Raw genomic sequence first — 25379 nt, forward strand, 5'->3', positions numbered from 1 at the left:
TCAATCATTGCGTCAATGTGGTTTTGATAGCGAAAAGCTGAGATTGAACAAAGGTAGTTCAATGTCATTGTAGTGGGTTGACTCTGCGAACAACAAGAGAGGATGTCTTCATTCTCTCTCTTTTGATGTTGAAAGCGATGAGAATGGGAAAAGTCTTCAAAAGTTCTTAAAACTAAATGCGTTTAGCTGAATAACCTTGATGAGGTTGTTGGAAATTGGAGTAGGGCAAGGTAAGAGTGTTGATAAACTTGATTCTATCTTTTAAAAAATTCCGAAAGACTGTCTGAAAGAGTTTCTTCAACGAGCTCGAAGAAATGCTTGGCTTGTTTCTTCTGGAAATGAAAGAGCAGGAGCTGAATAAAGCTTATAGAGCTGTCTGAATTAATCAGAATAGCAGAGTAATTTGTTGAGGATTTATACATTCGAAAAGCGAGGCGATAACACCGTTTATGATTAAGATTTCCGACTGTCCTGCTGGATAATTTAGAAACAATTCAGAATGATGAAAGCGCAAGGAAATGGCTACTTAGGCAGGGACTATACCTAAGATGCTTTTTATTGTCAGTTTAGTTGCTTTCATGATAGGTCATATAGGACATTTTTTGTGTTTAAAAAAGCTCCATAATTTCTGAAGTAGAGTGACCCCTACAGAAATTATAGAACTTTATTTTTTTCATATAATCTATAGATATTTCTTATGCTTTTGGTCTTTCAGCATACATATTCTACATAAAAAAGATTTTTTGTAAACGTTGTGTAACCGCTTGCAATTTCTGTGTTGAAAGGATATACTTAAGACGAAATGTTGGTATTACGGTTCAATTTGTTTATGCTAAGATATTCTTAGTTTTGTTTATAGTCAAAAAGGAGATAGACTATGAAGAAAATTTTACTAAAACTGATGTTCGGTGTTATGTTGCTGTCCTTATTACCTATTCAGGTAGCACAGGCCTGCTCCGGTTTCATTGTAGGTAAGGGACTAACCGCAGATGGTTCTACTCTCTATGGTCGTACGGAAGATTATCCTTATCCGCCAGATGGAGGTAAACATAATCAGAACTATGTTGTTGTGCCAGCTGCAACTTATAAAGAAGGCGATAAGATCGAAGATGAGTCAAATGGATTTACTTATCCACATTTGGCCAATGAGATGAAATATACAGCAACCTATGATGCAGCGCGTGGAGACGGTAGCAACGGTAATTTTGGAGCTCATGGTTTTAATGAAGTTGGTGTATCAATGACAGGAACCGTTTCTGCGACACCAAATGACAAGGTCTTGAAGGCTGACCCGCTTGTGAAAGACGGGCTGCCTGAAGCATCGATGATTGATTTAGTTTTACCTCGTGCTAAAACAGCTCGGGAAGGAATTGAAATTGTCGCTAAGGCTATCGAAGAAAAAGGCTCTGCTGAAGGCAATATCATCATGGTTGCTGACCAAAAAGAGCTCTGGTATATGGAGATACTATCTGGTCATCAATATGTTGCTATTAAATTCCCAGAAGACAAATATGCTGTTTTCGCGAATACTTATTATCTTGGCAATGTTGATTTTAATGATAGGGAAAACGTCATTGCCTCTAAAGGGGTGGAGGAAGTAGCGAAAAAAGCAGACCATTATAAGACGGATAAAGACGGTAAATTCCATATTGCTAAATCTTATGGACCTGATGAATATGCAGAACGTAACCGTTCTCGGACTTTTGCTGGTATCAAATGGATGGATCCAAATTCTCCAGTTACTTATAAAGATGAAACCTATGATTTACTTCGTACTCCAAGTAATCCAAGTAAAAAATATACTGTTCAGGATGTCATTGGGGAACAACGGAATCGTTTTGAACACCTGCCTCAATTTAAGGCAGATGATTTGGTAGAAGTTGGCAAGAAAAAAGACGAAAATGTTTACAAATATGCCCTAGGTAACGAAAATGTTATTGATGCTCATATTTATCAAATTACATCTAAGCTTCCAAGTGAATTTGGGGGTATTGTTTGGTTAGGTCTTGCCCAAAGTCGAAATACACCGTATGTGCCATTCTATGGTAACGTTGAAGATACCTATGAAGCCTTTAAACCACGATCAGATAAATATGATGGTAAATCTTGGTATTGGTCTGTTTGGCATATTGACCAAATGGTGATGAAGTATCCGGAAATCTTTGGCACTAGCATCCAAGAAAAATGGAAAACAATGGAAGATCAGTGGGTTAAAGACCAGGCTGAAAGGGATGCAAAATATGAGGCATATACAGCTGAACAAGCTAAAGCTGCTGGACCTGAAGTGACAAAAGAAGCTCTTGAACGCTCTGAAAAAATCTTTAAAGAAATCAAATCCGTTGAAAAGGAAATGGAAGAAAAAATTAAAGAGAAAAAAGGCAAAGATGCTGATCTTGTTTACACTGGTTATAACAAAGCAAACCTACTGGCAAAATATGAAAAAAACAAAAAAGATGCTGGAACAACAAAATCAGAATCGAAGAAGACTGATTCCAATCAACTTGGTTTCATGCTAATCATAGCACTAGTTGTGATTATTCCTGGATTTATCGCTTTCAAACGATTAAATAAGAAAAAAGAAGATTAAAAAGCATGGCTCTTTGTCAACTGTAGTGGGTTGATGTCAGCTAACATCGCGAGAGGACGAGATTCGTTCTCTCTCTTTTGATGTTTAAGGTGATGAGAATGCGTTTCTTAAAGTTGTCAAAGCTCCGAAAGCCAAAAGAATAACTCTATAATCTCTGAAGCAGAGTTCACCCACTACAGAAATTATAGAACCACAAAATTCCAGCCTTAGCTTTTTAATCTTTACTAAAGAAGAACGGGGGTGCAAATTGTTTTAATTTGTTAAAACAGTCTTGCGCTTTTTGATTGTCCTCGCAGATAATCAAGCAAACATCGTCACCACAGACTGTTGCAACAATTTCGGAAAATTCTAGAGCATCTAAGATAGAGCCGAATGATTGTGCCAAACCAGGGAGTGTTTTCATGACGACTTGGTTTTGAACGGGACGCAGCATAATCAAGGCATCTTCCATATAGAGGCGCAGCCGTTTTTCCCAGCGTGAAGGTGCCATGCTATTGATAATGTAATAAGAAATATCTGCTTCGTGTACTTTTACTAAGTTCAAAGCTTTAATGTCTCGAGAAAGTGTGGATTGCGTCACTGTAACGCCATTTGCTGAAAGCAAATCTTGTAATTCCTGTTGTGTGTGAATTTTTTTCTCTAGGACAAGCGAGCGAATGAGTCGATGACGACTTTCAATTTTATTCATATTTCACCTATTATTTTATAAACATGGCATCGCCAAAACTGAAAAAGCGATATTTTTCATCAATGGCATGCTGATAAGCAGAGAGCACTAATTCTCTGCCCGCAAATGCTGAGACGAGCATGACAAGAGTGGACTTAGGTAAGTGGAAATTGGTAGAAAAGGCGTCCACCACTTTCCAATCATAACCTGGTTTGATAAAGATATTGGTCCAGCCGGAGTCAGCTTTGATTTCCCCATTAAATTTTGAACCGATTGTCTCCAGTGTACGGATAGAAGTTGTTCCAACTGCAACGACACGATGTCCACTAGCTTTAACTTGTCGAAGCGTGTTAGCTGCCTCTTCAGACAATGTATAGAATTCTGAGTGCATCTCGTGTTCGTCTACATTATCTACAGAGACAGGACGAAAGGTTCCTAGCCCGACATGAAGCGTCAGATAGACTAATTTCACACCTTTGGCTTCAATCTGAACCAGCAGCTCTTTGGTAAAATGAAGCCCGGCAGTAGGAGCAGCAGCTGAGCCATTTTCTTTAGCATAAACAGTCTGATAGCGCTCACGGTCTTTTAGCTTTTCATGAATATAAGGCGGTAATGGCATTTCGCCCAGACTTTCAAGCACTTCCAAGAAAATCCCTTGGTAATGGAAACGTACAGTTCGTCCACCGTGTTCTAATTCTTCTAAGACAGTTGCAGTCAATCGTCCATCGCCAAAAGAAATAGCAGCTCCGACTTTTAAGCGCTTGGCTGGCTTCGCTAGCACTTCCCAATCATCCCCTGCGATGTTTTTCAACAGTAGTAATTCAACATGTCCGCCTGTTTCAGGTTTTTCACCATGAAGGCGTGCTGGTAAGACGCGCGTATCATTCATAACCAAAGCGTCTCCGGGATTTAATTGGTCGATAATGGCATCAAAGTGAGTATCTTCCATTTGACCAGTTTCGTGATTGACTACTAAAAGGCGAGAAGCATCTCGCTTTTCTAAAGGTGTTTGTGCGATTAACTCTTCTGGTAAATGAAAGTCAAAATCAGCAGTATTCATACATTCTCCTTAAGCTGTAAATAAAATCCATAATGAATAACAAGAAGCAACAAGTGGCAGGCACATGAGTAAAATACCTAAAATCAGTAAGGTATAATGCCACATTCGCTTGGTTTTGAGAAGGAGTGCAGTTATGACAAAAGCAACTCCTAACAAAAATAAACAGAATAAATAGACTAACATTCTTCTATTATAACACGATTTTTCTTGCAAACAAGCTCGTATTCTTTAAAAAGGAATAAATTCTCTTGACAAAAATTGGTCTATACCATATAATGTAATTAAATAAGGAAAAGGAGTTTAGCGATGAGAATTATTCAAGTGGAAAATCAAGTAGACGGTGGTAGAGTAGCTTTTGAATTATTAAAAGAAAAATTAGCGACAGGAGCTAAAACGTTAGGTTTAGCGACGGGGAGCAGTCCTTTAAGTTTTTACGAGCAAATTGTTGAAAGTGATCTTGACTTGACAGATTTAACAAGTGTGAATTTGGACGAGTACATCGGGCTAAGTGTAGAAAATCCTCAGTCATATCGCTATTTCATGCAGGAGCATTTGTTTGATAAAAAACCATTTAAGGAAAGCTTCTTGCCAAATGGTGTTGCAGAAAATGCGGAAGCAGAAATCAAACGCTACAATCACGTTCTGGCAGAGAATCCTGTTGATTTGCAAATTTTAGGAATTGGCACAAATGGTCATATTGGTTTTAATGAGCCGGGAACGAGTTTTGACAGTACGGTTCATGTAGTGGATTTGGAGCAATCAACCATTGAAGCCAATGCTCGTTTCTTTGACAAGATAGAAGATGTGCCAACTCAAGCTTACTCAATGGGGATTCGGAATATTCTTGATGCAAAATCTATTATTTTATTTGCTTATGGTGCTTCAAAAGCAAAAGCGATTGCAGGAACCGTGGAAGGACCGATTACAGAAGAACTACCAGGAAGCGTCCTTCAAAAACATGAAGATGTTGTCATTATCGCAGATAAAGAAGCTTTAAGTATTTTGAAAAAATAAGCATCTATTTCCTATCTAATTTTTAGGTAGGTTTTTTGACATTTTGGAAAAAGTTCGTTATCTTATGAATAAAGTATGTTATACTAGAAGATAAGTGAAAACTTAGGAGGATTCTAGTGAAAAAGCTGTTAGCTATTATTTGTCTTTTTGTGTTGTATGTGGGAGTAACTGCTGCTCGCGCAGATGAGTTGGTTGATATGGCACAAAAAATGTATCCAAACGAGAAGATCAATCCAATCAATCGACCTAAATCGTCCTTGATTGTAGATGCTAATACGGGAAACATTCTTTGGCAAGACAATATTGATGAAGTTCGTGATCCTGCCAGTATGAGCAAATTGATGACCTTGTATTTAGTTTTTGAAGCAATTCAGCAAGGAAAGTTGAGCGAAAATACAGTTATCAAAGCAACACCACGTGATGAAGCAATTGCCAAAATTTACGAAATTTCCAACAATAAAATTGTGGCAGGAGTAGATTATACTGTTTCTGAATTGATTACGATGACAGCTGTTCCATCTTCAAATGCGACAACTGTCATGTTAGCCAATTATTTATCTAACAATGATCCAGATACATTTTTGGATATGATGAATGCCAAGGCAAAAGAATTGGGTATGACCAATACAAAATGGTTCAATGCTAGCGGAGCTGCAGCTGTTTCTTTCAAAGGCTTGTATACTCCACAACGGTATGATAACAACGCAGCTAATCAGACAACAGCGCGCGATTTAGCCATTTTAGGATACCATTTCGTCAAGAATTATCCAAATATTTTAAATTACACCAATAAACCAGTCGTAACGGTGAAAAAGGGAACGCCGTATGAAGAAACCTTTGAAACCTATAATTACTCACTTCCCGGTGCCAAATATGGCATCGAAGGCGTCGAAGGTTTAAAGACGGGGTCAAGTCCACGAGGAGCTTTTAATTACATCGCAACGATTAAACGAGGTAATCAGCGTTTGATTAGTGTTGTCATGGGAGTTGGAAATTGGGCTGATCAAGATGGAGAATATTATCGTCACCCATTTGGGAATGCTTTGATCGAAAAAGCCTATGCTGATTATGAATATAAAAAAGTTTTTAATGCTGGTGAGCGAAAAATCAATGGAAAGACCTATAAATTATCAAAAGATTTCTATGCCACAGTGAAAAAAGGAACTGCAGCAAAAACGGTTGTGGAAAATGGAGTATTGAAAAACGAGAATGGTTTGGAACAACTTTCTTCGCTCATTTCGAACGGAGAACATGTTACAGAAAAAGGAAGAACAACTAAAAACAGTACAGCTAAATCAACTGTAAAAACTACAACAGCAAAATCTAGCGGAAAAAGTTTGAAGCAACTCTTCTTAGATTATCACATTCTGGTCGCAGTTCCGTTGCTCATTCTTTTGCTCATTGTCGTTTTTGAAGCAACGAAACGTAAGCAAAGAAGAAAACAGCGTACAACTAACGATACACAGCTATCTCGTCGTCAGAAACGTTAATCACTCATTGCAGAATAGAAAGCTCGATTGATTTATCCAATCGGGCTTTGTCACCTTTTTAGGGAGAAGGAAAATCATGTTTAGGAAATTTCAGAATAGCTATTTCGCTTATTTTTTAATGTATAATTTTTATTTTTTATCGTACTCATTGTTTTCAACTTTAATTTCTGTTTATATGTTGGATAAGGGGTACTCAGCTAGTCAAGTTTCATTTGTTGTTTCTGCTTCGTTCTTTTCTTCTATGATTGTGCAGCCTATTATGGGTGTTTTTAATGATATGATTGGCATTAAAAAAGTAACCATTTATAGTTTCCTTCTGATTATTGTGGGGGCAATCTTTTTTATGCAAGCCAATAATCTTTTACTGCTGACGATTTGGTATAGTGCTGTTTTAATGTTGGTAAATGGTGTTAACCCTGTTATGGATGTGCTGGCGGCTCAAAGTCCTTATACTTATGGGAAAATCCGTATCTGGGGCACTTTTGGTTATGCAATGGGTTCGCAATTGGCAGGCTTGATTTATAAATTCATCTCTCCTCAAGCAATTTTCATTGTGTTTATCGGCATGATGTGTGTGAGCATTTTTGGAGTGCTAGGGATTGATCCGAAACACGATCAACCTCGCAAAAAGACTAAACAAACGAAAAATGATTCCTATATTGGACAGATTTTTAAAAATAAAACATATTTGTTTTACCTCGTTATTGTAGCGCTCTATTCTGGAGTGGGAAATACAGGGCATACTTATATTCCTTCTATGTTAGAGCACAGCGGTTTAAGTGTCAATATGGCAACAACTGTGGTAGCTATTTCTGTGATTTGTGAGTCGCCCTTGATTTTCTTTTCTTATCTTTTTATGGATAAGATTCCAATTAAAAAATTGCTCTACATTCCTTTGGGAATTTTGCTTTTACAGTATGTAATTTATGGGTTGGATTTGGGGCTTACCTCCAAGATTCTCTTGACTTTGATGTCCAAGCACGCCACAGGCATGTTGCTGATTATGGTGACTTTGAAGATTGTTGCTAACTTAGTAGATGAGAAATATCTGGTGACAGCCATTGCACTTGTTCAAACAGCCCGAAATTTGGGAACCATTCTTATCCAAAATATTGCAGGCGATTTGATAGACCAGTCTGGCTATGAAATGATGAGCTTTTTCTTAGCTGGTGTTATGATTGCTGTTATTATTCTTGTGGCGTTTTTAAAAATTCCAGAGCGAAAGAATCAAAACTTATTTGGCTAAAGCAAGAGACGTGTAAAAAAGCTGGGACGAAAGCCTCCAGCTTCATGGCATATTGTATAATAAAGCAATGACAAATTAGTTGCCGGATAAGGCTCATGAAGCGAGTCTTAACGTTGTTTGCTTTTTAAGCTCGAAAAAGCACTTTTGACAAAAACGTCGTTTGCGTCATTCTTCACTTTGACAGTCTAAGAGATTATTAAGTAACTTTACGGGTGAGACAGAATTAAAAATTTTCAAATCTTAGTTCTGTTTTACTCTTTTTATTTTACTCGTTTGTTTTTTTCCTAAATAGAAAGAGGCACACACAGGCAATCAGGCTGATACATCCATAAACGACTAAAAACGAAAGTGCAATATTAAAAGGCTTGATACCAAATAGAAAAAGTCCTGTTTTTAAAACATCGTCTATAAAACCAGCAAAGATAAAAGTAGAAACTTTCTTTTGCTGAAAGAAAAGAGGTAAGCTAAAAGGAAAAGTAAAGAGGGAGAGAGAAAGCGGGCGTGAATCAATGGGCAAAAAGTATACTAAAAAGGCTATTATCGAACAAGTTATAGCAATAATAGGTATATAACTCAAAGATTTTTTGTAAACATTGAAGAAATTTGTAATCATAGCTGAATGAGACGCCCTTTCTTGGATAGAGAAACATGATGTAGATTTTATATTCTTTTTCTTCATTATAGAAATAAATGGGTAGAAAAGCAGGCGCTTTCACAAACTTTGAATCTATTTCTATCATTTTTCCACATTATTGTGGCAAAAATATGAATTTTAAAAGCGTTTTCTTAGGAGTATAATAAAAATATCAAAATCAGGAGGATTTTAGACATGTCAACATTTAAAGACGGATTTCTCTGGGGCGGAGCTGTTGCAGCTCATCAACTAGAAGGTGGTTGGCAAGAAGGCGGCAAGGGCGTTAGCGTAGCTGATGTGATGACGGCGGCCTGCCACGGTGTTCCGCGTGAAATTACAGCAGGAGTGTTGCCAGACAAATACTACCCAAATCATGAAGCAATTGATTTTTATCATCGTTATAAGGGAGACATTGCTCTCTTTGCGGAAATGGGCTTCAAGTGCTTCCGAACTTCTATCGCTTGGACGCGGATTTTTCCTAAGGGAGACGAAGAAGAGCCCAATGAAGCTGGTTTGCAGTTCTATGATGATCTTTTTGATGAATGCCTCAAATATGGGATTGAACCGGTCATTACTCTATCTCACTTTGAAATGCCTTATCATTTGGTAACCGAGTATGGTGGTTGGAAGAACCGCAAGGTTATTGATTTCTTTGTCCGCTTTGCGGAAGTCGTCTTCAAGCGCTATAAGGACAAGGTCAAATACTGGATGACCTTCAATGAAATCAACAATCAAGCCAACTACCAAGAAGATTTTGCTCCTTTCACCAATTCTGGTATTGTTTACAAGGAGGGAGATGACCGGGAGGCCATCATGTATCAGGCAGCTCACTACGAATTGGTGGCTTCTGCACGAGCAGTTAAAATCGGTCATGAGATCAATCCCGACTTCCAAATTGGCTGTATGATTGCCATGTGTCCGATTTATCCAGCCACCTGCAATCCTAAGGACGTCCTCATGGCTATGAAAGCCATGCAAAAGCGTTATTATTTTGCAGATGTCCATGTTTTCGGTCTCTATCCAGAACATATTCTTAAATATTGGGAAAGAAAAGGTATAAAGGTTGATTTTACCGAGCAAGATCAAGAGGATTTGCTGGCTGGAACTGTTGATTACATTGGCTTTAGCTACTATATGTCCTTTGCTATTGATTCTCATCGGGGAAACAATCCCTACTTTGATTATGTGGAAACCGAAGATTTGGTCAAGAATACTTATGTTCAGGCTTCAGAATGGGACTGGCAGATTGACCCAGAAGGTCTGCGCTATGCTCTCAACTGGTTCACCGATCATTATCACCTGCCGCTCTTTATCGTAGAAAATGGTTTTGGTGCCATTGACAAAGTGGAAGCAGACGGTATGGTGCATGATGATTACCGGATTGACTATTTGGGCGCCCATATACAGGAAATGAAAAAGGCTGTGGTAGAAGACGGGGTTGACCTCATGGGTTATACACCTTGGGGCTGTATCGACTTGGTGTCTGCAGGTACCGGTGAAATGCGCAAACGTTACGGTTTCATCTATGTAGACAAGGACGATGAGGGAAATGGAACCTATGAGCGTTCGCCTAAGAAATCTTTTGCTTGGTATAAGGAAGTGATAGCTTCAAATGGAGCAGCAGTAGACTAAATCGGAGATTATCATGAGTAAAAGAATAACCTATGTCATCAAATTTTCTAAAGGAGTCGCTGTGCCAGACTTGGCTGCCAATCCAGCTATCACCCAGCATTTAACCATTAAGTTGAAAAATGCAGACGGTTTTGTCGTAGACAGTGACATCAATGATGTGAAGATTCAAGAGTTGATAATGTCTGCTTACGGTTTGGAAAAGAAAGATGTTCTGGTTTTATCCAAATTTCCGGGGCTGACAAATCTTTTTTAGACTGCGTAGATAATAAAAGAGCGAGGTTAGATTTTCCTAGTCTCGTTTTTATGAAAGGGGAACATATATGATTGGAAGTATAGCAGCGATATTAACTACTTTTGCCTTTTTACCGCAGGTCATTAAAGTCATCAAAACCAAAGACACAGAGTCTATTGCGCTTGGCATGTATCTGATGCAAGTTGTTGGTATTGCTTTGTGGCTGTTCCATGGTCTGGTGATTGACGATCTGCCTTTGATTATGGCAAATAGCGTGTCTTTGGTTTTATCAGGAACCATTCTCTATTATAAATTAAAATATAAGTAAAAAAGTAACTAAGGAAATATTTCCGTTTCACTACGGAAAAAAATAAGATGGAAGTTGTAATCGTTTTCATCTATAATGAGTTTATAAAATAAATTTTATTTATAAGGAGAAAATCTTATGTCTAAAGCATTGATTATCTGTGCAGCAGGTATGTCATCTTCTTTGATGGCAAAGAAAACAACGGAATTTTTAAAGGGTAAGGGGCATGATATTGAAGTAGATGCTGTTAGTGCGACAGAAGGCGGCAAAGCGATTGCTGCTGCCGAATATGACCTCTATCTCATCAGCCCGCAAACAAAGATGTATTTTAAACAATTTGAAGAAGCAGGTGCAAAGGTTGGAAAGCCTATTGTACAAATTCCACCACAAGCTTATATTCCAATTCCAATGGGAATTGAAAAAATGGCAAATCTTATCTTGGAAAAGATTTAAAGTTTCAGCGCAAAAAAGGATAAAATAGTTCTTACAGACAGATGTGGAAGGAGAACTGTATTGCTACATCAGAAAGAAAAATTGATTCTGCAATCCTTATTGGAGAACAAAAATCACTATATGACGAGTAAGGAGTTAGCCAGTCAGCTGTCTTGCTCTGATCGTACGATAAGAACTTATCTGAAATCCTTGATGGACTGGAATCCTCATGAAACAGGCTGGAAAATTATTGCCAAGCAAGGTTATGGCTATAAATTAGAACTGCAAGATAAAGCCCTTTGTCAAGATTTTATACAGGCTGAACTATTGACCGAGGTAAATGCTGCTAAGACTGAAAATATAGAAGATCGCTACAATTACATTTTAAACAAATTGCTTTTTGAGCAAGAGAAGCTTTATTTTGACAATTTGGCAGAAGAATTATTTGTCAGTCGGTCAACCTTGTCAGCGGATTTTAAGAAAATCAGAAAAGACTTGGCAAAGTATGACTTACAAATCGAAAGTAAAGCCAATCGAGGTGTTTATGTAAAGGGAAGTGAGCGCAACAAGCGTCGATTTATCATGGATTATTTTTTCCGTGATAATTTCTTTCAAAGTTTGCATAATTACATCACGATTGAAGTTCCTGGTCGGCAAATCAGTTTAGAAGAATTGACGATTATTGTGCTAGATGAATGCCGCGAAAGTTACTTAAAGTTGTCAGATTTTGTCATTCAAAACTTGGTGATTCACATCGCTCTTTCTTTTAAACGAATTGCAGAAGGTTTTCAAATCAATCAAATTGAAAATTGGAATCAAGAAAATTATCTGGCAGAGCGAAAAATTGCGGAGAAAATTTTACATAGAGTGTATCTGGCGACAGGCCTGGAATTTCCAAAGGAGGAAGTGGACTATATCACCTTGCACTTGATTTCTAAAGCTTCTTGCCAAGATAATCAATATGCAAAGAAGGATATAAACCAAGAAATCCGCAGGCAGTTACTAGAAGCATTAGAGCAGGTCGAGCATGTCAAGGATTATCAATTTCAACATGACTTCCAGTTAGTTGAGGGAGTTGTCACGCATTTAGTTACCTTACTTGTACGTTTGCAAAATCATGTAGTGCTGGAAAATCCTCTTTTAAAGGACATTCAGCAGCAGTATTCATCTATTTTAGCGATGACAAGAGAGCTCTTGCAGGCCATGCCGATTTTTTCTAAGGAAAACTTGTCTGATGATGAAATTTCCTACATCGCCCTGCATTTCATGGCCGCCTTGGAGCGGTTAAAGGAAAAGCAAAAGTTTAATATCTTGGTGATTTGTGCAACGGGCTACGGATCAGCGCAAATGCTGAAAAATCGCATTGAGAATGAGCTGGGTAACTTAGTCCACATTGTGGATGTGATTGGCTATTATGAGTTGAGTGATGAACGTCTGAAAAATATTGATTTTATCATTTCATCTATTGATTTATCCAATCTGGTCTTCAGTGTTCCTGTTTTTACAGTCAGCATCTTTTTAAATTCAGAGGAGCTAAAAGAGATAAAACATAAAATGGCTCAGCTGAAACCTGTAGAAAGTTCTTTGATACCAGAAACAGCAGTAATGGTGGATCAAAATGAAGAAAAAATCTTTGATGACTATTTCTCCTCCGCTTGTTTTGTTCTTACTCAAGATGCGACAAAAGAGGTCATCTTACAAGAGTTACTGAGCCAAATGGGACAAGGTGAAGAGCAGGATTTTGTTTCTTGTATGCAGGATTTAATGGAGCAGCGTGAAAAAATGAGCTCGGTTATTTTCTCAGAACAAATCGCAGTGCCGCATCCGATTAAACCGATTGCTAAACATCATAAAATTGGTGTCGCTATTGTAAAAAACGGTCTTCAGTGGAACGAAGAAAATCCTCATATTCGGCTCATCTTTCTTCCATCGCCAGCTATCTATGGGAATGAAGGAATGGCGACGTTGGCATCTAAGATTGTGGATTTGTTAGAGCAGCCTGACTTGCAAAAACAGATCTTGGATTGTCAGTCATTTGCAGAGTTTAAACAGTTATTTTTAAAAATAAAGTAAAGGAGATTGTCTATGAATCAGGAAGAATTACAGGTGGCCGCTTTTGAAATTATCTTGCACAGTGGTTCAGCAAGGACAACGGTTCACGAAGCTTTCGCCGATATGCGAGAAGGACATTATGATGAAGCGGCTGAAAAGTTAGAAGCTGCCAATACAGAGCTATTGGAAGCACATCATGCACAAACAAACTTGCTGCAAGAATACGCAAGTGGAACAGAAATCAAAATTGAAATCATTATGGTGCATGCTCAGGATCATTTGATGACAACCATGACCTTGCGTGAAGTGGCGCTTGAAATGCTCAGTCTTTATCGAAAGATTGAAAAGTAAAAAAAGGAATGAAAGGGGAAAACATGACTGAAAAAGAGAAACAAGAACTAGAAGCAAGACGAAAAGAAACAGCAATTAAAAATATGTACTATACACGCTACTTTTCAGTTCGTTATGTAACAGCCTTTTTCTTCTTTGCCAATCTGTATTGGATGCTCATGTTGTATCTTTCTAATGCTGGCTTAGTTTTGCTGTTGCCTTTGTTGCTAACGATTCTTGCAGCGTTAGCAATGTGGGAACAAACACGAATGTACACCGTTCATCAAAAAGAAGCGACATTAACGCGGTTCTTTTACAATGTTTCTGCCTTAGCAAATGTTTTGCTACTGCTGCTTGTTTTTGCGGGACAGTATCATTTTCTCTTTCCATTTTTTTCGATTAGTACAACCACTGTAACCGTTTTAACGGTTGTACTTTCATTGGGGCTACTTTTAGCCATTCTCATGCTAAGAAAATTAAGTCGAATTCATCACCATACAGACAAGCAATATAAGCGCATTCAAGAATATATTGCAACTGTTCAACGTTAGTTTAGAAACCATATTTCAAACATCATAGGAGGATATATTATGAATAAATTGTTTGAATTTCTAGAAAAGTACCTCATGGGACCAATGGGGAAAGTCTCTACTTGGCGTCCTGTTCGTGCTATTGTTGCTGCCGGGATGGCCAGCATTCCCTTTACAATCGTAGGGTCTGCCTTCTTGGTTCTTAGTGTTATACCGCAGGCCTTTAATCTTCAATTTATTGTTGATTTGTGGGCAAATTCATTTGATAAGATTCAAGCTCTCTACTTGCTAGCTTATAAGTGTACAATGGGGATTTTGTCTCTCTACTTTGCCATTGTTATTGGATATGAATACACAAAAATTTATGTCGAAGAAGAAGGGCTCAATCTCAATCCACTAAATGGTGGTCTGTTAGCGGTATTTGCTTACTTTTTGACCATTCCTGAATTAACTTATTCAAAAGGAGTGATTTCAGCTGTTACAGGAAAAACAACAATTGGTGGCTGGACTGTTGGCGGAGATAGTTTGACACGTCTGTCTACATCAGGTATGTTTACTGCGATTCTGATGTCCATTCTCGCTGTACAACTATATCGCCTTTGTGTGAAGAAGAATTGGGTCATCAAGATGCCCGAAGCTGTTCCAGAAGGAGTTGCTCGTTCATTTACAGCTCTCATTCCAGGATTTGTCATTGCATTTGCAGTACTTGTCATTAACGGTATCTTTATCCTATTTGGTACAGATATTTATAAAGTTATTGCAATTCCGTTTGCCTTTGTTAGTCATATCACTAACACATGGCTAGGTATAGTTGTGATTTACTTACTGGTTCATGCTCTTTGGATTGTTGGTATTCACGGTGCGAATATCGTTATGGGACTGGTTAACCCAATCCTGCTTGCTAATATGGCGCAAAACGTTGATGGCAAATTCATTGCTTATGCAGGTGAATTTACCAACTCTTATGTAACGATCGGTGGTTCTGGTGCGACTTTACTGCTTTGCTTCTACATCGCTTTCCGTGCAAAATCAGATCAGCTGCGCATGCTGGGCAAAGCTTCAATGGGGCCAGCTATTTTCAACATCAACGAACCCCTTATCTTTGGTCTACCAATTGTGTATAATCCAATGTTAACCATTCCGTTTATTTTGGCTCCAATCGTCTCTGCTTCCATTGGTTACTGGTCTGTTCAACTTGGACTAGCTGGTAAAGCAATTGCCCAAACACCATGGCCAACACCTATTGGTATTGGAGCTTACGTTGGTTCAGGTGGTAATATTGGTGCCTTTGTAGTTGCACTTATCTGTGCTCTGGCTGCCTTTGTAATTTGGTATCCATTTATTAAGATGTATGATACTAAGTTGTACAAAGAAGAAATGAATAGTGCTGAAGCGATTCAATAAATTTGTTTCCCCTTATAAAAGATTTGAGAAACTTTTTCGGAAGTTTCTCTTTTTTGCGAATAATTTCAGTAAAAGGGGAAAATAATCTATGTTAATGGCTTGTCAGGAAAACGGAAAAATGCTAAATGCTGTGGAAGATAGGGTAAATCCGCTGGATAGATTTTTCTGTCCGGCTTGTCAGGAAGCAGTGCGATTTAAGAATGGCAAGGTGATGCGACCGCATTTTGCTCATATTTCCTTGAAAAACTGCCATTTTTCTACGGAAAATGAAAGTGCAGAACACCTAAATCTGAAAGCTGCTTTGTTTACTTGGGCTAGAAAGTCTAGTCATGCGATTCAAGTAGAAGCTTATTTACCAGAATTGCAGCAAATTGCAGATTTGTTAGTTGAAAAACAAATTGCACTTGAAGTTCAATGCAGTTCGCTTAGTCCAAAGCGCTTAAAAGAGCGTACAGACAGTTATCGTCAGTATGGCTATCGCGTTCTTTGGCTCTTGGGAAAGAAACTTTGGCTGAAAAATGCCTTGACCAATTTGCAAAAGGATTTTCTCTATTTTAGTCAAAATATGGGCTTTCATCTGTGGGAATTGGACGAACAAAAACAGCTTTTGAGGCTTAAATACTTGATTCATGAAGATTTGCATGGCAAGGCGCAGTATAAGGAAAAAATTTTTACTTTTGGCAAAGGAAATCTTTTAGACATCTTTCGTCAGCCATTCTGCAAGCAGGAGATGACGAGTTTTCTGGCAAAAGAAGATAAAAATATTTGCCGTTATGTGCGTCAGCAGCTCTACTATCAGCAGCCCAAATGGATGAAATGGCAAGCAGAATTGTACCAAGCGGGTGATAATTTATTAACCAAAACAGCTAATGACTTTTATCCGCAGGTTCAACCTGTTCGTTCCAGCTCTTTCTGCCAGATTTTTCAAGATCTCACACCTTATTACCAGCAATTTTCAGCTTATTATGAAAAAAATAAAAATCTCCAAATTCTCTATCCCCCAGCTTTTTATGCAAAGATTTTTGGCAATATTTATGATAGAATAGGAAGGACGGAGGAAATTTTATGGCAAAACAAAGAAATGAAATTGAAGAAAAATACACTTGGGACCTAACAACGATTTTCCCAACAGATGAAGCTTTTGAGGCAGAGTTAAGTCAAGTTTCAAAAGAATTAAAAGGAGCCAGCAGCTTAGCAGGTCATCTTTTGGATTCGGCTGATAGCCTTTTAAAAACAACAGAAATCCAATTGGACTTAATGCGTCGCATAGAAAAGCTCTATTCCTATGCTCACATGAAAAATGACCAAGATACGCGCGTGGCAAAATACCAAGAATACCAAGCCAAGGGTATGGCTATTTATAGTGAATTCGGACAGGCCTTTGCTTTCTATGAACCAGAATTTATGGCAATCACAGACGAGCAATATCAGACTTTCTTAACTGAAAAGCCTGAATTGCAAATCTATCAGCACTTCTTTGATAAGCTACTGCAAAAGAAACCTCATATCCTTTCTCAGCGTGAGGAAGAATTGTTGGCAGGTGCTAGTGAAATTTTTAGTGCTGCGGGTGATACTTTTGGAATCTTGGACAATGCCGATATTGTCTTTCCAACCGTACACGACGAAGAAGGAAATGAAGTGCAATTGACGCACGGAAATTACATCAGTCTAGTGGAGTCGAAAAATCGTACAGTCCGCAAGGAAGCTTATGAAGCGCTTTACAGCGTCTATGAGCAATACCAACACACTTATGCTAAGACACTCCAAACGAATGTTAAAGTTCATAATTACAATGCCAAAGTTCGTAATTTTTCTTCTGCGCGTGAAGCTGCCTTGTCTGCTAACTTTATTCCAGAAAGTGTTTATGATAGCTTAGTGTCTGCGGTCAACAAACATTTGCCACTCTTACATCGCTATATTGCGCTACGTGCAAAGATTTTAGGTCTTTCTGATTTGAAAATGTACGACCTCTATACACCATTGTCAGAAGCAGATTACAAATTTACTTATGAGGAAGCCTTGACGAAAGCAGAAGAAGTCTTAGCTATCCTTGGAGAAGATTATCTAAGTCGAGTAAAAGAAGCCTTTTCAGATCGTTGGATTGATGTTTATGAAAACCAAGGCAAGCGCTCTGGGGCTTATTCTGGTGGTTCTTACGATACCAATGCTTTTATGTTGCTCAACTGGCAAGATACGTTGGACAATCTTTTTACGCTGGTTCATGAAACTGGTCACAGCATGCATTCCAGCTACACTCGTGAAAATCAGCCGTACGTTTACGGAGATTATTCTATTTTCTTAGCTGAGATTGCTTCTACGACCAACGAAAATATCCTTACGGAGAAATTATTGGAAGAAGTAGATGACGATCAAACCCGCTTTGCGATTCTGAATCATTTCTTGGACGGTTTCCGTGGAACTGTTTTCCGCCAAACTCAATTTGCCGAGTTTGAACATGCCATTCACAAAGCTGACCAAGAAGGTCAAGTCTTGACGAGTGAATTTTTGAATGATTTGTACGCAGATTTGAATGAAAAATATTATGGTTTGACGAAAGAGGACAACCCACAAATTCAATACGAATGGGCACGGATTCCGCATTTCTACTATGATTACTATGTTTTCCAATACTCAACCGGTTTCTCAGCTGCTTCTGCCTTAGCTGATAAGATTGTTAACGGAACGCAAGAAGATAAAGAGAAGTATCTCAACTACTTGAAAGCAGGAAATTCTGATTATCCGCTAAATGTCATTAAAAAAGCTGGTGTTGATATGGAAAAAGAAGACTATCTCAATGCTGCCTTTGCAGTCTTTGAGCGTCGTCTTGATGAATTTGAAGCACTTGTAGAAAAGTTAGGATTGGCATAAAATGGTCGAATCCTATAGTAAAAATGCTAATCACAATATGCGTCGTCCCGTTGTCAAAAAAGAAATCGTCGATTTTATGCGGACACGGCAAAAACAAGTTTCGGGCTCTTTAAAAGAGCTCGAAACTTTTGCTCATGCAGAAAATATTCCCATTATTCCTCATGAAACAGTTGCCTATTTTCGTTTTCTATTAGAAACTTTACAGCCAGAAAAGATTTTGGAAATTGGAACAGCCATTGGCTTTTCAGCTCTTTTAATGGCAGAACATGCACCGCAGGCTCAAATTACAACGATTGATCGCAATCCAGAAATGATTGCTTTTGCTAAAGCGAACTTTGCTAAGTTTGATAAGCGCAAGCAAATTACATTGCTAGAAGGTGACGCAATGGATATTCTTCCTAGTTTGAAAGATTGCTATGACTTTGTCTTTATGGACTCTGCTAAGTCCAAATACGTTGTCTTTCTGCCGGAAGTTCTGAAGCGCCTCGCTTCAGGAGGGATTATCATCATAGATGATGTTTTTCAGGGTGGTGATATAGTGAAAGACATTAAGGAAGTGCGTAGAGGTCAACGAACGATTTATCGAGGGTTGCACCAATTATTTGATAAAACACTAGATCAACCTGACTTGACTACAACCTTGCTACCACTTGGCGACGGTATTCTGATGATTAGAAAAGAATGAGATTCTTGATATTTTCCTAAACTTTCACAGTTTTTAGGAAAATTTAAGATATTAAATCTATTTTATGGTACAATAAGAAAGTGAATTAAAAAAAGGAGTTTTCATAATGAAGAAAAAAATTCTAGCAGGAGCTATTACGCTTTTGTCAGTTGTAACATTAGCGGCGTGCTCGCAAGCTGGTGGTAAAGATATTATCACAATGAAAGGAAATACAATCACTGTCAATGATTTCTATAACAAAGTAAAAAATAATGCGGCCGCTCAACAAGTACTTCTCAATATGACCATTCAAGAAGTTTTTGAAAAGAGCTATGGTAAACATGTTACAGAAAAAGAAGTCAATGAAACGTTCAATAAGAGTAAGAGCACTTACGGAACTGCTTTCCAACAAGTATTGGCAAGAGCAGGATTGACGGAAGATACTTATCGTGAACAAATCAGAACCAATAAATTGGTCGAATATGCTGTCAAAAAAGCAGCTGAAAAAGAATTGACAGATGCAAATTATAAAAAAGCATACGAATCTTATACACCAGAAGTGACTGCTCAAATCATCAAAGTGGATAACCAAGACAAAGCAAAAGAAATATTGGAGAAAGCAAAAGCCGAAGGTGCTGATTTCGGACAGATTGCCAAAGAAAATTCTACAGATAAGAAGACAAAAGATAAGGGTGGCGAAGTGAAGTTTGACTCGGCTTCAACAGATGTTCCAGATGCTGTTAAAAAGGCTGCTTTTGCTCTTGAAGCAAACGGTATTTCGGATGTTATCACCGTTAAATCATCAACCTATTCTTCAAGTTATTACATTGTGAAACTAAATAGTAAGTCTGAAAAATCAGCGAATTGGAAAGACTATAAGAAACAACTGAAAAATGTTATCTTGACACAAAAGCAAAATGATCGAACCTTTATCCAAAAAATTGTTGCCAAAGAATTACAAGCAGCCAATATTAAAGTGAAAGATCAAGCTTTCCAAAGTCTATTCTCACAATATGTCAAGTCAGATAGCAAATCAACATCTAGTTCGTCATCTTCATCAAAATAAGTTGACGAAAAGCTCATAAGTGAGTATAATAGGACTATTGAGAATTGATTTTTGACCTCTTAGCCCAGAGAATTGGCGGTGCTGCAAGCCATGTAAGAACAAAAATCATGCTACTCAAAGAAAAAAATTGCATACATAATGAGAATGACAAGTTCATTGAATGAAGGTGGTACCGCGGTTTTTCGCCCTTCGTCTAGTGGACTTGTCTTTTTGCGAGGGATCGTCATGAAGACCTATCTTGTAAAACAAAAATTTCGCTTTGGTGGTGAGAAGTTTGACATCAAAGACGATCGTGGAAACATTGATTATCAAGTAGAGGGGAGCTTTTTAAAAATTCCCAAAACCTTTACGATTTATGATGACAAGGGTGAAGTAGTCAGCCAAATTCAAAAGACTGTGCTAACAGTCTTACCTCAATTTGAAATTCAATTGCGCAATGGTTCGAGTTTTTATATCCGTAAAAAATTCACTTTTTTACGAGATAAATATGAATTTGACAACCTAGGTCTGCGCATCGAAGGGAATATCTGGGATTTGGAATTTCGTCTGCTGGATGCGCAGGGACAAGTGATTGCAGAGATTTCGAAAGAACTCTTACACCTGATGTCCACTTATCAAGTTGTGGTTTATGAAGATGCCTATGCTGATTTAGTCATCTCTTTGTGTGTGGCTATTGACTATGTAGAAGCTTTTGAAAGTAGTTCTTAAAACTCACATGGGCAATAGAAAAATCAGTTTGAGAAATGTTTTAAGGAGAAGAAAATGAAACAATTATCAAGTGCTCAAGTACGCCAAATGTGGCTAGATTTTTGGGCTTCAAAAGGTCATGCTGTCGAACCGTCTGTTAGTCTAGTACCAGTCAATGACCCGACCTTGCTGTGGATTAATTCTGGGGTTGCAACGTTAAAGAAGTATTTTGATGGGACTATTATTCCAGAAAATCCACGGATTACCAATGCGCAGAAAGCGATTCGGACGAACGATATTGAAAATGTCGGAAAAACAGCGCGGCACCATACCATGTTTGAAATGTTAGGAAATTTTTCTATTGGTGATTATTTCCGTGATGAAGCGATTGAATGGGCTTTTGAGCTCTTGACTAGTCCTGACTGGTTTGATTTTCCAAAAGACAAGCTCTACATGACTTACTATCCAGATGATCATGATTCTTATAATCGTTGGATTTCAGTTGGTGTCGATCCAAGTCATTTGATTCCAATTGAGGACAATTTCTGGGAAATTGGGGCAGGACCTTCTGGACCCGATACAGAAATTTTCTTTGACCGTGGAGAAGCATTTGATCCTGAACATCAAGGACTTCGTTTACTTGCAGAAGATATTGAAAATGATCGTTACATTGAAATTTGGAATATTGTTTTGTCTCAATTCAATGCTGATCCAGCTGTTCCACGAAGTGAATACAAGGAGTTGCCTCACAAAAATATTGATACAGGTGCAGGCTTAGAGCGTTTAGTGGCTGTCATCCAAGGGGCAAAAACAAATTTTGAAACAGACCTCTTTATGCCAATTATCCGCGAAGTAGAAAAATTATCCGGTAAGAATTATAATCCAGACGGAGATAATATGAGCTTCAAGGTCATTGCAGACCATATCCGTTCGTTGTCATTTGCTATTGGGGATGGTGCTCTTCCAGGAAATGAAGGACGTGGCTATGTTTTGCGCCGCTTGCTCCGTCGTGCTTCGATGCATGGTCAAAAATTAGGAATCAATGATCCTTTCCTTTATAAACTTGTTCCAACTGTTGGAAAAATTATGGAAAGCTATTATCCAGAAGTGCTTGAAAAGCAAGATTTTATCGAAAAAATCATCAAAAGTGAAGAAGAGTCCTTTGCTCGCACGCTTCATTCAGGTCAACACTTTGCACAAAGCATTGTAGAAGAGTTAAAGGCAAAAGGACAGTCTGTTATTTCAGGAACGGATGTCTTTAAACTGTATGATACTTATGGTTTCCCAGTAGAGTTGACTGAAGAAATTGCCGAAGAAGCTGGTATGACAGTAGACCGCGAAGGCTTTGAAGTTGCTATGAAAGAACAGCAAGAACGCGCACGGGCTAGTGTTGTTAAAGGTGGATCTATGGGCATGCAAAATGAAACCTTGCAAAACATTACAGCTGAAAGCCACTTTAACTATGAAAAAGAGGCTTTATCTGCGAAGTTGGTTGCGATTGTGGCAGCTGACGAAGAAGTTGAAGAAGTTTCAACTGGGAAGGCTCACCTTGTTTTTTCAGAGACACCATTTTATGCTGAAATGGGGGGACAAGTGGCAGACCATGGACACATTTTTGACTCTGAAGGTCAACTCATTGCCCAAGTTGTAGATGTTCAAAAAGCGCCAAATGGACAACCGCTCCATACGGTAGAAGTGGTAGCACCACTCACGCTAAACCAAGAATATAAGCTTGAAATTGACCACAATCGTCGTCACCGTGTTATGAAAAATCACACAGCGACACACTTACTTCATGCGGCTCTTCACAATGTTTTAGGTAAACACGCAACGCAAGCAGGCTCTCTTAATGAAGTAGAATTTCTTCGCTTTGACTTCACTCATTTCCAAGCAGTTACAGCAGAAGAACTACGTCGCATTGAGCAAGAAGTCAATGAAAAAATCTGGGAAGCCATTGACATCAAAACGATTGAAACAGACATTGATACGGCTAAAGAAATGGGAGCAATGGCTCTCTTCGGTGAAAAATACGGCAAAGAAGTTCGTGTGGTGACAATTGGAGATTATTCTATTGAGCTGTGTGGTGGTACTCACATGAAGAATACTTCTGAAATTGGTCTTTTCAAGATTGTCAAGGAAGAAGGAATTGGCTCAGGAACTCGTCGTATCCTCGCTGTGACAAGCAAAGAAGCATTTGAAGCTTACCGTGAGGAAGAAGATGCTTTGAAAGATATCGCAACAACTTTGAAAGTTCCGCAAATGAAAGAAGTTTCGCGTAAAGTTGAGGCTTTGCAAGAACAACTTCGTCAATTGCAAAAAGAAAATGCTGAACTGAAAGAAAAAGCAGCAGCCGCTGCTTCAGGTGAAGTCTTCAAGAATGTTCAGAAAGCTAATGGACACAGCTTTATTGCCAGCCAAGTTTCTGTATCTGACGCAGGTGCTCTACGTACATTTGCAGACACTTGGAAACAAAAAGACTATTCAGATGTCCTTGTCCTTGTGGCAGCTATTGGTGAGAAAGTGAATGTCCTTGTAGCTAGCAAAACAAAAGATATTCACGCTGGCAATTTAATCAAGGAACTTGCTCCAATCGTAAATGGTCGTGGTGGTGGTAAACCAGATATGGCTATGGCTGGAGGAAGCAACCAAGCAGCTATTCAAGAATTACTTGCAGCTGTTCCTGAAAAATTATAATGTCATATTACTTTAAGCGAGATAGATCTGTGCTTGGCTCTACAAGGATTTCAAAAAATAAAATCTAAGAGAGTTGCATAAAAAAACGAACAGTTTCGATATTCTGTTAGTCAGAACATCGGAATTATTCGTTTTTTTATTTGTACGATTAGGCCATAGTGTTTTATAAAGATTTTTTGACTGAAAAAGATAGTTATTCCAATTTCCTTACGATTCACTTATATTTTTGATAGTTACAATTTTATAAAAATATGGTAAAATGGTTTTGAAGATAAAACGCTTTCATACAGCTAATCGTGTTGCGATAAAAAGACAGATATTGCTAGTTAGCGTATGATTTTTTGTAAAAATTCACAAATTTATGACAAAGGAGATGATGTCGTTTAGTAGTACAGTTTAAGGTAGCGGGAACATGTTTTTTAAAGAGAGAAAGGAGATTCTTATGGGACTCATTAAAGCAGGAATTGGTGCCGTAGGCGGCGTATTGGCTGATCAATGGAAAGAATTCTTTTACTGTGATGCCATGGACAAGTCTGTCATGGTGGTCAAAGGACAAAAGCAAGTATCTGGACGTTCATCCAACACGAAAGGTAACGACAACATTATTTCGAATGGTTCTGGAATTGCTGTTGCAGACGGTCAGTGTATGATGATTGTCGAGCAGGGAAAAATTGTTGAAGTCTGTGCCGAGCCTGGTCAATTCACTTATGACACGTCTAGCGAGCCTAGTATTTTTACAGGTAATTTAGGCAATTCCATTAAGGAAACTTTTAAACAAATTGGAAAACGTTTCACTTATGGTGGTGATACAGGCAAAGATCAACGTGTTTACTATTTCAATACAAAAGAGCTGATTGATAATAAGTTTGGCACACCAAACCCAATTCCATTTCGTGTGGTGGATTCAAAAATCGGCTTAGATGTGGATGTTTCTGTCCGTTGCTCTGGTGTTTATTCTTATAAGATTGCAGACCCACTTCTTTTCTATACCAATGTCTGTGGCAATGTGGAAAAAGAATATTTGCGTGAAGAGTTAGAATCACAACTGAAAACAGAATTTATCAGTGCTCTTCAACCAGCATTCGCTGCATTGTCTGATTTAGAATTGCGACCAAATCAAATTGTTAGCCATAATACAGAACTCGAAAATGCCATGAATGAAGCGCTCTCTAGCAAATGGGGAGAACTGCGTGGCTTGAAAGTCATTAGTGTAGCTCTTGGTTCAGTAACTCTTCCAGACGAAGATGCTGAAATGATTAAGCAGGCTCAACGTGTGGCTATTATGAAGGATCCAACCATGGCAGCGGCTACCTTAGTTGGTGCGCAAGCAGATGCTATGAAAGCAGCGGCTGAAAATCCAGGTGGTGCGATGACTGGCTTTATGGGAGTAGGAATGGCAGCGGGCGCAGGCGGTATGAATGCCCAAAATCTTTTTGCGATGGGACAAGAGCAGGCTGCTAGTCAGCAAACGCAAACAGCGAGTGCAGCCTCTCAAACCCAAACTACTACGGATAAATGGACTTGTCCAAATGGACATGAAGCTTCAGGTAAATTCTGTCCTGAATGCGGTTCACCAAAACCTGTGAGTGACAGCTGGACTTGTACTTGTGGGACTGTCAATAATGGTAAATTCTGTTCAAACTGTGGTCAACCGAAACCAGAAACCCGCCGTCAATACCGTTGCAGCAATTGTGGCTGGCAACCAGAAGATGCTTATAATCCACCTAAATTCTGCCCTGAATGTGGCAATATCTTTGATGAAAATGACCTTGTTTAAAACTTT

Annotated in this window: 22 protein-coding genes and 1 pseudogene; 19 read left to right on the forward strand and 4 right to left on the reverse strand. The window is 38.5% G+C overall.

Annotation, left to right across the window (positions count from 1 at the left end):
• Window positions 1-64 precede the first annotated feature (64 nt).
• A pseudogene (locus EL087_RS09315) lies at window positions 65-483 on the reverse strand (ISL3 family transposase); the annotation flags it as partial.
• A gap of 394 nt (window positions 484-877) precedes the next feature.
• Between EL087_RS09315 and EL087_RS02585 the strand changes: the two are divergent.
• Complete coding sequence (locus tag EL087_RS02585) at window positions 878-2587, forward strand: C69 family dipeptidase (protein ID WP_126406687.1); 1710 nt, start codon at window positions 878-880, stop codon at window positions 2585-2587.
• A 214-nt stretch (window positions 2588-2801) separates the two neighbouring features.
• On the opposite strand, the gene EL087_RS02590 is transcribed toward EL087_RS02585, so the two are convergent.
• Complete coding sequence (locus EL087_RS02590; RefSeq protein ID WP_003028172.1) at window positions 2802-3275, reverse strand: arginine repressor; 474 nt, start codon at window positions 3273-3275, stop codon at window positions 2802-2804.
• A 10-nt stretch (window positions 3276-3285) separates the two neighbouring features.
• Complete coding sequence (gene queA, locus EL087_RS02595; protein WP_126406689.1) at window positions 3286-4314, reverse strand: tRNA preQ1(34) S-adenosylmethionine ribosyltransferase-isomerase QueA; 1029 nt, start codon at window positions 4312-4314, stop codon at window positions 3286-3288.
• A gap of 306 nt (window positions 4315-4620) precedes the next feature.
• Between queA and EL087_RS02600 the strand changes: the two genes are divergently transcribed.
• The 3 genes from EL087_RS02600 (at window position 4621) to EL087_RS02610 (ending at window position 8064) form a co-directional block, all read left to right on the forward strand.
• Window positions 4621-5328 (forward strand): glucosamine-6-phosphate deaminase, encoded by a 708-nt coding sequence (locus tag EL087_RS02600; RefSeq protein WP_126406691.1) that lies wholly within the window; start codon window positions 4621-4623, stop codon window positions 5326-5328.
• Window positions 5329-5444: 116 nt separating this feature from the next.
• On the forward strand, window positions 5445-6818 hold the full coding sequence (locus tag EL087_RS02605) for a DUF1958 domain-containing protein (protein WP_003040253.1): 1374 nt from the start codon (window positions 5445-5447) through the stop codon (window positions 6816-6818).
• Between the two features lie 76 nt (window positions 6819-6894).
• Window positions 6895-8064, forward strand: coding sequence for an MFS transporter (locus EL087_RS02610; protein WP_037566874.1), 1170 nt, complete (start codon window positions 6895-6897; stop codon window positions 8062-8064).
• Between the two features lie 265 nt (window positions 8065-8329).
• Here EL087_RS02610 and EL087_RS02615 read toward each other — a convergent pair whose 3' ends face one another.
• Window positions 8330-8743, reverse strand: a complete 414-nt coding sequence (locus EL087_RS02615; protein ID WP_126406693.1) for a hypothetical protein — start codon at window positions 8741-8743, stop codon at window positions 8330-8332.
• Between the two features lie 150 nt (window positions 8744-8893).
• Here EL087_RS02615 and EL087_RS02620 point away from each other — a divergent pair, with 150 nt between their 5' ends.
• From EL087_RS02620 to EL087_RS02690, 15 genes are all read left to right on the forward strand, one after another.
• Entirely contained in the window at window positions 8894-10330 is a 1437-nt protein-coding gene (locus EL087_RS02620; RefSeq protein WP_126406695.1) for a 6-phospho-beta-glucosidase, read from the forward strand.
• A gap of 13 nt (window positions 10331-10343) precedes the next feature.
• Window positions 10344-10583 (forward strand): hypothetical protein, encoded by a 240-nt coding sequence (locus EL087_RS02625; RefSeq protein ID WP_003040324.1) that lies wholly within the window; start codon window positions 10344-10346, stop codon window positions 10581-10583.
• A gap of 67 nt (window positions 10584-10650) precedes the next feature.
• A complete protein-coding gene (locus EL087_RS02630) occupies window positions 10651-10890 on the forward strand; it encodes a SemiSWEET transporter (RefSeq protein WP_070671149.1) in 240 nt (79 codons plus the stop codon).
• A gap of 117 nt (window positions 10891-11007) precedes the next feature.
• Window positions 11008-11322 carry a PTS cellobiose transporter subunit IIB gene (locus EL087_RS02635; RefSeq protein ID WP_003040185.1) on the forward strand — a complete coding sequence of 105 codons (315 nt, stop codon included), beginning with the start codon at window positions 11008-11010 and terminating at the stop codon, window positions 11320-11322.
• A gap of 60 nt (window positions 11323-11382) precedes the next feature.
• A complete protein-coding gene (locus EL087_RS02640) occupies window positions 11383-13374 on the forward strand; it encodes a BglG family transcription antiterminator (protein WP_126406697.1) in 1992 nt (663 codons plus the stop codon).
• A 12-nt stretch (window positions 13375-13386) separates the two neighbouring features.
• Window positions 13387-13704, forward strand: a complete 318-nt coding sequence (locus EL087_RS02645) for a PTS cellobiose transporter subunit IIA (RefSeq protein ID WP_126406699.1) — start codon at window positions 13387-13389, stop codon at window positions 13702-13704.
• A gap of 23 nt (window positions 13705-13727) precedes the next feature.
• Complete coding sequence (locus EL087_RS02650) at window positions 13728-14234, forward strand: hypothetical protein (protein ID WP_070671153.1); 507 nt, start codon at window positions 13728-13730, stop codon at window positions 14232-14234.
• A 39-nt stretch (window positions 14235-14273) separates the two neighbouring features.
• The gene (celB, locus tag EL087_RS02655; RefSeq protein ID WP_126406703.1) at window positions 14274-15617 is read left to right on the forward strand and encodes a PTS cellobiose transporter subunit IIC; all 1344 of its coding nucleotides are present in this window, start codon (window positions 14274-14276) and stop codon (window positions 15615-15617) included.
• An 88-nt stretch (window positions 15618-15705) separates the two neighbouring features.
• A complete protein-coding gene (locus tag EL087_RS02660) occupies window positions 15706-16731 on the forward strand; it encodes a competence protein CoiA (protein WP_126406705.1) in 1026 nt (341 codons plus the stop codon).
• The gene (pepF, locus tag EL087_RS02665; RefSeq protein WP_003040270.1) at window positions 16683-18485 is read left to right on the forward strand and encodes an oligoendopeptidase F; all 1803 of its coding nucleotides are present in this window, start codon (window positions 16683-16685) and stop codon (window positions 18483-18485) included. Before EL087_RS02660 ends, pepF begins: the two co-directional genes overlap by 49 nt.
• A 1-nt stretch (window position 18486) precedes the next feature.
• A complete protein-coding gene (locus tag EL087_RS02670; RefSeq protein ID WP_003040265.1) occupies window positions 18487-19170 on the forward strand; it encodes an O-methyltransferase in 684 nt (227 codons plus the stop codon).
• Window positions 19171-19276: 106 nt separating this feature from the next.
• The gene (prsA, locus tag EL087_RS02675; RefSeq protein WP_059220537.1) at window positions 19277-20215 is read left to right on the forward strand and encodes a peptidylprolyl isomerase PrsA; all 939 of its coding nucleotides are present in this window, start codon (window positions 19277-19279) and stop codon (window positions 20213-20215) included.
• A 138-nt stretch (window positions 20216-20353) separates the two neighbouring features.
• The gene (locus tag EL087_RS02680) at window positions 20354-20923 is read left to right on the forward strand and encodes an LURP-one-related/scramblase family protein (protein ID WP_164558124.1); all 570 of its coding nucleotides are present in this window, start codon (window positions 20354-20356) and stop codon (window positions 20921-20923) included.
• A gap of 54 nt (window positions 20924-20977) precedes the next feature.
• Entirely contained in the window at window positions 20978-23596 is a 2619-nt protein-coding gene (alaS, locus tag EL087_RS02685) for an alanine--tRNA ligase (protein WP_126406707.1), read from the forward strand.
• Between the two features lie 442 nt (window positions 23597-24038).
• On the forward strand, window positions 24039-25373 hold the full coding sequence (locus EL087_RS02690; protein WP_003040177.1) for an SPFH domain-containing protein: 1335 nt from the start codon (window positions 24039-24041) through the stop codon (window positions 25371-25373).
• The last annotated feature ends 6 nt before the right edge of the window (window positions 25374-25379 follow it).

The sequence above is a fragment of the Streptococcus milleri genome, assembly GCF_900636525.1.
Classification (GTDB): Bacteria; Bacillota; Bacilli; order Lactobacillales; family Streptococcaceae; genus Streptococcus; species Streptococcus hominis.

Bases quoted from the DNA above. Each gene is read 5' to 3' on its own strand.
- celB (WP_126406703.1), top strand. From the start codon at position 14,274: ATGAATAAATTGTTTGAATTTCTAGAAAAGTACCTCATGGGACCAATG.
- EL087_RS02600 (WP_126406691.1), top strand. From the start codon at position 4,621: ATGAGAATTATTCAAGTGGAAAATCAAGTAGACGGTGGTAGAGTAGCT.
- EL087_RS02670 (WP_003040265.1), top strand. From the start codon at position 18,487: ATGGTCGAATCCTATAGTAAAAATGCTAATCACAATATGCGTCGTCCC.
- EL087_RS02615 (WP_126406693.1), bottom strand. From the start codon at position 8,743: ATGAAGAAAAAGAATATAAAATCTACATCATGTTTCTCTATCCAAGAA.
- EL087_RS02680 (WP_164558124.1), top strand. From the start codon at position 20,354: ATGAGAATGACAAGTTCATTGAATGAAGGTGGTACCGCGGTTTTTCGC.
- EL087_RS02620 (WP_126406695.1), top strand. From the start codon at position 8,894: ATGTCAACATTTAAAGACGGATTTCTCTGGGGCGGAGCTGTTGCAGCT.
- EL087_RS02660 (WP_126406705.1), top strand. From the start codon at position 15,706: ATGTTAATGGCTTGTCAGGAAAACGGAAAAATGCTAAATGCTGTGGAA.
- EL087_RS02590 (WP_003028172.1), bottom strand. From the start codon at position 3,275: ATGAATAAAATTGAAAGTCGTCATCGACTCATTCGCTCGCTTGTCCTA.
- alaS (WP_126406707.1), top strand. From the start codon at position 20,978: ATGAAACAATTATCAAGTGCTCAAGTACGCCAAATGTGGCTAGATTTT.
- prsA (WP_059220537.1), top strand. From the start codon at position 19,277: ATGAAGAAAAAAATTCTAGCAGGAGCTATTACGCTTTTGTCAGTTGTA.
- EL087_RS02585 (WP_126406687.1), top strand. From the start codon at position 878: ATGAAGAAAATTTTACTAAAACTGATGTTCGGTGTTATGTTGCTGTCC.
- queA (WP_126406689.1), bottom strand. From the start codon at position 4,314: ATGAATACTGCTGATTTTGACTTTCATTTACCAGAAGAGTTAATCGCA.
- EL087_RS02645 (WP_126406699.1), top strand. From the start codon at position 13,387: ATGAATCAGGAAGAATTACAGGTGGCCGCTTTTGAAATTATCTTGCAC.
- pepF (WP_003040270.1), top strand. From the start codon at position 16,683: ATGGCAAAACAAAGAAATGAAATTGAAGAAAAATACACTTGGGACCTA.
- EL087_RS02650 (WP_070671153.1), top strand. From the start codon at position 13,728: ATGACTGAAAAAGAGAAACAAGAACTAGAAGCAAGACGAAAAGAAACA.
- EL087_RS02690 (WP_003040177.1), top strand. From the start codon at position 24,039: ATGGGACTCATTAAAGCAGGAATTGGTGCCGTAGGCGGCGTATTGGCT.
- EL087_RS02610 (WP_037566874.1), top strand. From the start codon at position 6,895: ATGTTTAGGAAATTTCAGAATAGCTATTTCGCTTATTTTTTAATGTAT.
- EL087_RS02625 (WP_003040324.1), top strand. From the start codon at position 10,344: ATGAGTAAAAGAATAACCTATGTCATCAAATTTTCTAAAGGAGTCGCT.
- EL087_RS02635 (WP_003040185.1), top strand. From the start codon at position 11,008: ATGTCTAAAGCATTGATTATCTGTGCAGCAGGTATGTCATCTTCTTTG.
- EL087_RS02630 (WP_070671149.1), top strand. From the start codon at position 10,651: ATGATTGGAAGTATAGCAGCGATATTAACTACTTTTGCCTTTTTACCG.